The sequence below is a fragment of the Thermobacillus sp. genome (assembly GCF_003390775.1).
Lineage (GTDB): Bacteria > Bacillota > Bacilli > Paenibacillales > Paenibacillaceae > Thermobacillus > Thermobacillus xylanilyticus.
On the sequence record NZ_QEWA01000027.1, the window covers coordinates 70490 to 78710 of the forward strand.

The following is an 8221-nucleotide window of genomic DNA, read 5'->3' on the forward strand; positions in this document are numbered from 1 at the left end:
GGAACCGACGGCATGAGCATTAAGCCACACGGCGGCACATTGGTGAGCCGCATCGCGGAAGCAAGCGAGCGTGAGCGGCTGCTTGCCGAAGCGGGCAAGCTTCCGGTCATACCGGTGAGCACCTGGACGATCTCCGATCTGGATCTGATCGGCGTGGGCGCGTTCTCGCCGCTCACGGGCTTCATGACGCAGGAAGATTACGAGAGCGTCGTGGAAAATATGCGGCTCGCGAGCGGGATGGTCTGGAGCATCCCGATCACGCTGGCGGTCGAGCCGGAGCTGGCGGCGAAGCTGGGCAAGGGAACCCGCGCCGCGCTGAAGGGTGAAGACGGCGTCATTTACGGCATCATCGACATCGAGAGCATCTATACCGTCGACCAGAAGCGTGAGGCGGTGAAGGTGTTCAAGACCGACGATCCCGCGCATCCGGGCGTCGCGAAGCTGTTCGAACGGCCGAACGTCTACGTCGGCGGACCGGTCACGGTGCTGAACCGGCCGCAGCCGGAGAAGTTCCGGGAGTTTTATTTCGATCCGGCGGAGACGCGGCGCATCTTCGCCGAGAAGGGCTGGAAGACGGTCGTCGGGTTCCAGACGCGCAACCCGGTCCACCGCGCGCATGAATATATCCAGAAGTGCGCGATGGAGATCGTCGACGGGCTGTTCCTCAATCCGCTCGTCGGCGAGACGAAATCGGACGATGTGCCGGCCGAAGTGCGGATGAAGAGCTATCTGGCGCTGCTCGAGCACTATTATCCGAAGGACCGCGTCTTCCTCGGCGTCTTCCCGGCCGCGATGCGCTACGCCGGCCCCCGGGAAGCGGTCTTCCATGCGATCGTGCGCAAAAATTACGGCTGCACCCACTTCATCGTCGGCCGCGACCATGCCGGCGTGGGCGACTACTACGGCACGTATGAAGCGCAGGATCTCCTGAAGACGTTCAAGCCGGAAGATCTGGGGATTACGCCGCTTTATTTTGAACACAGCTTCTTCTGCAAGAAATGCGGCAGCATGGCGTCGCCCAAGACGTGCCCGCACGGCAAGGAGGATCACGTGGCGCTGTCCGGCACGAAGGTGCGCGAGATGCTGAGAAGCGGCATCTGCCCGCCGCCGGAATTCTCGCGGCCGGAAGTGGCGCGCATTCTGATCGAAGGGATGGCCGTGCAGCCGGCGCAGTCCTGAACCGAATCCACTTGGCATGGCTTGTTCATAAATAACCGCCTCGTCCCATATAGTGTATGGACGCCGGATCACGCCTCAAGGAGGGCGCCGGCCGGACATGCGCGAAAGCGGGACTGGGGTGGTTATTTGTCTATGCGGCGCTCAAGAAGACGGATGGTCATCTGGATCCCTTACCGGAGCGCGCTTCGCCTCGCCGCAGGCGCGGCCTGCGCGCTGCTGGTCGTCTTTCTGCTCCTGCAGGATACTCCCGCAACGCAGACATGGACGTATTGGACGCTGCCGCTCCCGGGGAAAACGATCGTGGTGGATGCGGGACACGGCGGCGTGGACGGCGGCGCGGTCAGCAAGCGGGGCGCCGTGGAGAAGGATCTCAATCTGGCGATTGCGCTGTATTTGCGCGACTATTTGCAGCAGGCGGGCGCCCTGGTCATCATGACGCGCGAGGACGACCGGGACCTGGCCGACGAGGGGACGAGGGGCTTCAGCCGCCGCAAGACCGAGGATTTGATGAGACGGGTGGAGCTGATCCGCAGGGAGAAGCCCGATCTTGTCGTCAGCATCCACATGAACAGCATCCCGTCGCCGCGCTGGCACGGCGCGCAGACGTTCTACTATCCGAATCATCCCGACAATGCCGAGCTCGCCGCGCTGATCCAGGACGAAATCCGGCGCAATCTCGAAAACACGAACCGCAGCGCCGGCAAAGTGAATGAAGTGTTTCTGCTGAAGGCGATCGAGGATATTCCGAGCGTGCTCGTCGAGGTGGGCTTCCTGTCGAATCCGCAGGAGGCCGGCAGGCTGACCGATCCCGAGTACCAGCGGGCGGCGGCGGCCAGCATCTATCAGGGCATCCTGAGGTACGTCTCCGGTGAGCGCATCGGCGCGCGCAGGACGGAAAGAAGCGAAGGGCCGGAAGATGCGGCGGAAGCCGCCGGATCGTACGAGCCGGAGAAGGGCGCGGCATCCGGCTGACCGCTTCCGGCCTGATGTTCGGAGCGCGTTGTGGTATAATAAACTCGGTTTGGTGAAAATCAGTACGGATTACGGACAATCGGTACGGGATACGAGGTGCAGCGCAGTGTTGACACGCGAACAGGTATTGGAAGCGGTCGGCCGGGTGAAACGGCCGGGCGGTGAAGGCGGACCGGGCATCGCGGTCCGTGATGTCGTGGTGAAGGACCGTCATGTGTCGATGACGGTCCTCACCCCGAGCGGGGAGCCGGAGGCCCCGCTCGAAGCGGCGCTGCGCGAAGCGCTTGCCGCCGTCGGCGCGGAAACCGTGCATCTGCGGTTCCGGGCAGACGGCGGCGGCAGCGGAGCGGGCGGCGCCGCGCAAGGGGCCGGCGCGGGCCCGGTCAAGGGCCACGCGGCCGGCCTGGAGGCGCACCCGCTGCTCCGGCCGGACAGCGGGGTGCAGTTCATCGCCATCGCCAGCGGCAAGGGCGGCGTCGGCAAATCGACGGTGACCGTCAATCTGGCCGCCGCCCTCGCGCGGCTCGGCAAGCGCGTCGGCATCATCGACGCCGACATCTACGGCTTCAGCGTGCCCGACATGATGGGCATCGAGGAGCGCCCGGCCGTCGAGAACGAGCGCATCGTGCCGATCGAGCGGTTCGGCGTCAAGGTGATGTCGATGGGCTTCTTCGTCGAAGACAACAGCCCGGTCGTCTGGCGCGGTCCGATGCTCGGCCGGATGCTGCGCAATTTCTTCGCCGAGGTGGAATGGGGCGAGCTCGACTATATGCTGCTCGACCTGCCGCCGGGCACCGGCGACGTCGCGCTCGACATCCATCAGATGATCCCGCAGAGCAAGGAGATCATCGTGACGACGCCGCACGCCACCGCGGCGTTCGTCGCGGCGCGCGCCGGCGCCATGGCGGTCAAGACCAAGCATGACATTCTCGGCGTCATCGAGAACATGTCGTACTACATCTGCCCTTCATGCGGCGGGCGGGATTACGTCTTCGGCCGGGGCGGCGGCGCCCGGCTGGCCGAGACGCTGCATACGGATCTGCTCGCCCAGATCCCGCTCGGCGCGCCGGACAACCATCCGTCCGAACCGGATTTCTCGCCGTCCGTCTACAAACCGGATTCGGAGACCGGACGGATCTATACGGAAGCCGCTCAGGCGATCATCGCCAAGTGCGGCGTCTGAGAAACGCATCGACGCGGAAGGCAGCTCACGTCAGCTGCCTTCCGCGTCGCCTTCTCCGGCCTCGGCTTCGCCGCTGTCCTCGCCTTCCGATTCGCCGCTTTCGCCGCCGCCTTCCTGTCCTTCCTGTTTCTTCGCGCCGGATACATTCTTCGGATTCAGCTCTTCCCGCACGGCCTGACGCAGCAGTTCATACATCTGCAGCTTGATCATCGGACTCTGGAGCGACTCCTGCATGATCGTCACGATTCTTTTGCGGTAGTTCGTGCTGCTCAAGGCATCCAGAATGACCTTCTCCATCTCCGGTCCCTTGAAGACGGAGACCAGATCCTGCTGGTAGGACGGGTCCTTGAGCAGTTCCTTGTGGATCTGCTTGTTCTCCTTGTTGACGGCCTTCGCGAATTCTCCGGCGAAGCGGGTGTCCGTCATCAGCTCTTCGAGCACGGTTCTGGCGTCGGGCGACAGGAGCACTTCCTTGATCGCCAGCTTGATGTTCTCCTGATCCGTCGCGGAAAGCATCTGGAAACCACCCGTGCCGGTGATGCGGGACTGCTCCTGCAGCGCCTTCTGGGCGTCCTCCGTCTTCAAGATGTCGATGACCATCTGTTTCATGTCCCGGTATTCGATGGACTGACCGCCGCCTCCGGAAGGTTCCGCACCGCAGCCGGCGAGAATTGCGACCAAACAGGATATCATGAGAGCGGACATCAGCAGCCGCTTCACCATCGGAGCCACGACTCCCTTCGCGCGTTGCAATGTCTGTGCGCACTATTATGTGACGCCGCTTGCGGCTTTATCCTGTTGATTTTGTTCCGGTCATGGTAAAATGAAGTGAAGTAGAGGAGGCTTTACGAATGACACTCAGAAAATGGTTCTTTCTGTTCTGGAGTTGCATGGCGTTCGGAGGCGCGGTTGCGGTTGTGGCAGGTCTGATCATGCAGTGGACGGATCCTTCGTTCGGATTTCTCGGAATCGAGGCATCCGGGTTCAACGCGGGCATGATGCTGCTGAGCGGCGTGATGATCGGCGCGTTCAGCCAGATGGGCTTCTTCGCGTATCTGACGCTGAACTACATCGCGCTCAGCATTTTCCGTAAAGGATATCTGTGGAACACGCTGCAAGCTTATACGACGGTTTTCATGCTCTTCCTGTTCGGGTACATCCTGTATGAACAGCGGGCGCAGCTCGGGAACGTGCTGTTCTGGCTGCTGCCGGTGCTGCTGTTCGCCGGCTCCTGGGCGGTCGGCGTCATCAAGGTGAAGAAGACGAACCGGCTGGCGTTCATCCCGACGCTGTTCCTGATGGTCGCCGTCACGGTGATTGAGGCCTGGCCGAGCCTGAACACCGAAGGCGGCGCGTCGGCCGTCATCTTCATGATGCTGCCGCTGTTCGCCTGCAATGCGTACCAGATTCTGATGCTGCATCGGCTTGTGAAGACGGAAGAGACCGAATCCACGCAGAGCGCGGATCCGGTCTCCTGAAGCCGCTGCATTACATTTCCATCGGCACCTGGGGCTCGGAGGGGGCCATGCCGGGCCGGTCCTGCACCGATTTGCCCTGCACTTCGGTCTGGGCCAGCAGCCGGGAGACGGAGACGAAGCTGTAGCCTTTCTCCCGGAGCTGGTCGATGATGACCGGCAGCGCCTCGTGCGTCTGCTTGCTGGAATCGCTGGCGTGCATCAGGATGATATCGCCGGGGTGGGCGCGCGAGACGACGCGGCGGATGATCTTCTCCGTGCCGATGTTCATCCAGTCGAGCGAATCGGTATCCCATTGGATGACCGTGTAGCCGAGCTCGCTGGCAATCTGAAGCACCCGCTTGTCGAAATCGCCGTTCGGCATCCGGATCAGCCGCGGCCGCTTGCCGGTGACGGAGGCGATGATCGATTCGGCGGTCCGGATCTGGCTGCGGATTTCGTCGTCGCTCATCTTCGTGTAAAAATCGTGTTTATGTCCGTGGCTGCCGATCTCGAAGCCGGCGTCCATGATCTTCTTCACGATCTCGGGATGGGATTGCACCCAGGGCGAGGAGAGGAAGAAGGTCGCTTCCTTGACTCCTTTTTCCTTCAGGACTTCGATGATCGGCTCGGCGCGTTTGTCGCCCCAGCTGATGTCGAACGTCAGGGCGACGATCTTCTGCTCCGTCGGCACGCTGTACACCGCGGCGGGCATCTGCGGCGCGAATACGGTGATGTTGTCCTTCTCGGTGTAGATGACGCCGGCGGCAAGCAGCAGGCCTGCTACGGCCCATATGTACCGTTTGAGCTTGCGTCCGTTCAGTACATAGAACACGTTCCATCTCCTCCCGCGGTTGGATTGCAAGCCGGACAGGTCGGGCTTGGCCTATTGGTACAATGTATGCTCGTCTCATGAAGTTATGCTCCCGAACGAAAAGGGAACGGGATTGCGGAAGGGAGTCGTCATGTTCAATCTGCGTGCGAATCTGGCGTATCTGGCCGGCATGCGGCCGTACCTGATCATGTCGGTCATGCTGTTCTTCGCCGGGTTCATCGTCGGCGGCACGAATCCGTCGCTCCGCGACTTTCTGAACAGCCAGCTGGCCGGGCTGGCGGAGCTCGGCAATCTGGCGGAGTCGACGGGGAATCCCGGACTGGCCATTTTTCTGATCATCTTCTTCAACAATGCGATCAAGTCGGCGCTCGTCATGTACATGGGCGCGCTGTTCGGCTTCATCCCGGTGATGTTCCTTATCGTCAACGGCATGGTGCTCGGCTATCTCTATACGCGGCTCGGCGAACAGGGCGAGAACGCCGCGCTGATCTTCCTGAAAGGCGTTCTGCCGCACGGCATCCTCGAAATCCCGGCCGTCCTGCTGGCGTGCGCCTTCGGCATGAAGTTCGGCGGCCTCGTCTTCCGGACACTGGGCGCCCTGTTCAAACGGCGGAGCGGGCTGGCCGACGAATACGAAGCATTCGTCATTCGCTCTGTGCCGGCGCTGCTCATCATCGTTGCCGCGCTGCTGGCGGCCGCGCTTATCGAGAGCACGGTGACGGTTTGGCTGATTTCGCTGTAAGACCGTTGCAGTTCCGGTAATATTTTTCGTCAAGACTGCGCATAACAGTACAAGCGGCAGACCTCGCGCATCCGCACGGGGGCGCCGCTTCTGCAGGGCATCGTTGCCTGCGGGATTCAAGGATCCGGGAGACGGCGACGGTTTTTGGCAAGGAAGGAGGTCCGTTCATGCTTGGCATGCTGCTGACGGACAGAGAATGCAAGGAACTTGATTATGTGCTCCGCAAGGAGCTGGACGAAATGCTGCTGGATCTGCAGGATACACGCCTGGATGCCGAGATCAGGCAATCGATCGCCAGGCGCTACCGCGTGGTCTTCCGCATGTACGCCCGGTTCGCTTCCCCCAAGGAATTGTCCCGCTACGTGCTGAACATCCGTACGGATTCGTAAACGGCCGGAGGAACCGCGAGCGGCGGTATGAGGGCGTCAGAAAAAAATCATGCCTTGACCGATGAATTTGGCTTGGCGGTTTCGTCTGCATATATGAAAGTCCAAGAATCAATAGGGAGAGGCGATGGATATGGCACTGACGTCCAAACAAATTTACGTGAACCTGCATGTGAAAGATGTGAAGCGATCGATGGCATTCTTCACCGGACTCGGATTCGAGTTCGACATGCGGTTCACGGATGAGGAGCAGGCGGCTTGTCTGATCGTCGGCGAGAATATCTACGTGATGCTGCTCCAGGAGGAATATCTGAAGACGTTCACGAAGAAGGAAGTCGTCGATACCGGCAAGTACGCGCAACTCACCCTCGCGATCGCGGCCGAAAGCCGGGAGCAGGTTGACGAAATCGTCAACAAGGCGGTGTCTCTGGGCGGAAAATCGTACACCGATCCGCAAGACCACGGCTTCATGTATCAATGGGGATTCTATGACCCGGACGGCCATGTCTGGGAGATCGGGTACATGGACTTGATCGCTTTCGAACAAATGGCGCAAGAACAAGGACAGGCGTAAAGTTCGAATCGGACGGCGGTGTCAGACCGTCGCATCCGAAGCGGGGCTCCCGGGAGGGGGGCCTTTTCTTTGTAACCTTGGCTATAAAACATGAGGAACAGAACGCTCAGTCTGATCCTTGACCATACGCCGCATGAAGGGGTGTTCAATACGCGCATCCCGGCCTGTATGTCAGCCGATTCACACAGCCGTCCGCAAGCCAGGTGAAAACCCTCTACATGCCTTCGCTGGCGATGGCGGTGCAAGGCGAAAAAGCGATCGCGATGGGGCGGGAGACGTTTCCGTTCGGAGCGTCGCAGACGTTCGGTTTTGATGAGCATTGTCTACATCGCCGGCATATGGCTGCTCAAAGCGCACGTTCCGGCGTCCGAGATGTCCGGCCGGAATCCGAATGCGGAAAGGCGGCGCGTCCCCTCCTGAACGGCGTTGGACGGGCGGCCGCGCGCGGCTCCTGCCGGCTCGTTCCGTTCCCGATAAGCCGCATTCAAAAAGTCCTTGACGGACGCTCCGCGGCTGTGGTAAATTTACTATCCGGTCGGGATGATTCGCGAACAGCCGACAGGCGGCGAGACCCGGCGACAGTTCATGCAGGTATGCGATGAGGCAAAATTGGAAATAAAAACTTGTTGCAAAACCCTGGCGAGCTGTGATATATTATAAAAGTCGCCGCTGAAACGGCGGACGACGAAGATGGTTCCTTGAAAACTGAACAACGAGCTTGAGTTGCCCGTCTCCTTTGGAGACGAAGCAAAGCGCGAACGTACGAGATGAGTCAATCGACTCTTGCCTTTAATGGAGAGTTTGATCCTGGCTCAGGACGAACGCTGGCGGCGTGCCTAATACATGCAAGTCGAGCGGAGTTTTCGCGGACGGAAGCCTTCGGGTGGATGTTGCGA

At 60.8% G+C, this 8221-nt stretch carries 10 protein-coding genes and 1 rRNA gene; 9 read left to right on the forward strand and 2 right to left on the reverse strand.

Annotation, left to right across the window (positions count from 1 at the left end):
• Positions 1-12 precede the first annotated feature (12 nt).
• From sat to C6W55_RS03835, 3 genes are all read left to right on the forward strand, one after another.
• Positions 13-1179, forward strand: coding sequence for a sulfate adenylyltransferase (sat, locus tag C6W55_RS03825; RefSeq protein ID WP_286891532.1), 1167 nt, complete (start codon positions 13-15; stop codon positions 1177-1179).
• Between the two features lie 132 nt (positions 1180-1311).
• A complete protein-coding gene (cwlD, locus tag C6W55_RS03830; protein WP_286891534.1) occupies positions 1312-2151 on the forward strand; it encodes an N-acetylmuramoyl-L-alanine amidase CwlD in 840 nt (279 codons plus the stop codon).
• A gap of 106 nt (positions 2152-2257) precedes the next feature.
• Positions 2258-3334: an Mrp/NBP35 family ATP-binding protein gene (locus C6W55_RS03835; protein WP_286891536.1), complete on the forward strand. Its 1077-nt coding sequence runs from the start codon at positions 2258-2260 to the stop codon at positions 3332-3334.
• 30 nt (positions 3335-3364) lie between these two features.
• Here the strand turns inward: C6W55_RS03835 and gerD are convergent, their stop codons facing one another.
• Positions 3365-4057: a spore germination lipoprotein GerD gene (gerD, locus tag C6W55_RS03840; RefSeq protein ID WP_286891538.1), complete on the reverse strand. Its 693-nt coding sequence runs from the start codon at positions 4055-4057 to the stop codon at positions 3365-3367.
• Positions 4058-4185: 128 nt separating this feature from the next.
• Here gerD and C6W55_RS03845 point away from each other — a divergent pair, with 128 nt between their 5' ends.
• Positions 4186-4812, forward strand: coding sequence for a KinB-signaling pathway activation protein (locus tag C6W55_RS03845; RefSeq protein WP_286891540.1), 627 nt, complete (start codon positions 4186-4188; stop codon positions 4810-4812).
• Between the two features lie 10 nt (positions 4813-4822).
• Here the strand turns inward: C6W55_RS03845 and pdaB are convergent, their stop codons facing one another.
• Entirely contained in the window at positions 4823-5623 is an 801-nt protein-coding gene (gene pdaB, locus C6W55_RS03850) for a polysaccharide deacetylase family sporulation protein PdaB (protein ID WP_286891542.1), read from the reverse strand.
• A gap of 130 nt (positions 5624-5753) precedes the next feature.
• Here pdaB and C6W55_RS03855 point away from each other — a divergent pair, with 130 nt between their 5' ends.
• The 5 genes from C6W55_RS03855 to C6W55_RS03870 form a co-directional block, all read left to right on the forward strand.
• A complete protein-coding gene (locus C6W55_RS03855) occupies positions 5754-6365 on the forward strand; it encodes a stage II sporulation protein M (RefSeq protein ID WP_286891544.1) in 612 nt (203 codons plus the stop codon).
• Between the two features lie 167 nt (positions 6366-6532).
• Positions 6533-6754 carry a hypothetical protein gene (locus C6W55_RS03860; RefSeq protein WP_015253329.1) on the forward strand — a complete coding sequence of 74 codons (222 nt, stop codon included), beginning with the start codon at positions 6533-6535 and terminating at the stop codon, positions 6752-6754.
• A gap of 130 nt (positions 6755-6884) precedes the next feature.
• Positions 6885-7325 carry a VOC family protein gene (locus tag C6W55_RS03865; protein WP_286891546.1) on the forward strand — a complete coding sequence of 147 codons (441 nt, stop codon included), beginning with the start codon at positions 6885-6887 and terminating at the stop codon, positions 7323-7325.
• A gap of 164 nt (positions 7326-7489) precedes the next feature.
• A complete protein-coding gene (locus C6W55_RS18045) occupies positions 7490-7927 on the forward strand; it encodes a hypothetical protein (protein WP_353682007.1) in 438 nt (145 codons plus the stop codon).
• A 187-nt stretch (positions 7928-8114) separates the two neighbouring features.
• Positions 8115-8221, forward strand: a 16S ribosomal RNA gene (locus tag C6W55_RS03870); the annotation flags it as partial.

Coding starts and splice junctions, on each gene's coding strand:
- sat (WP_286891532.1), top strand. CDS start 13: ATGAGCATTAAGCCACACGGCGGCACATTGGTGAGCCGCATCGCGGAA.
- cwlD (WP_286891534.1), top strand. CDS start 1,312: ATGCGGCGCTCAAGAAGACGGATGGTCATCTGGATCCCTTACCGGAGC.
- gerD (WP_286891538.1), bottom strand. CDS start 4,057: ATGGTGAAGCGGCTGCTGATGTCCGCTCTCATGATATCCTGTTTGGTC.
- C6W55_RS03845 (WP_286891540.1), top strand. CDS start 4,186: ATGACACTCAGAAAATGGTTCTTTCTGTTCTGGAGTTGCATGGCGTTC.
- C6W55_RS03855 (WP_286891544.1), top strand. CDS start 5,754: ATGTTCAATCTGCGTGCGAATCTGGCGTATCTGGCCGGCATGCGGCCG.
- C6W55_RS03860 (WP_015253329.1), top strand. CDS start 6,533: ATGCTTGGCATGCTGCTGACGGACAGAGAATGCAAGGAACTTGATTAT.
- C6W55_RS03865 (WP_286891546.1), top strand. CDS start 6,885: ATGGCACTGACGTCCAAACAAATTTACGTGAACCTGCATGTGAAAGAT.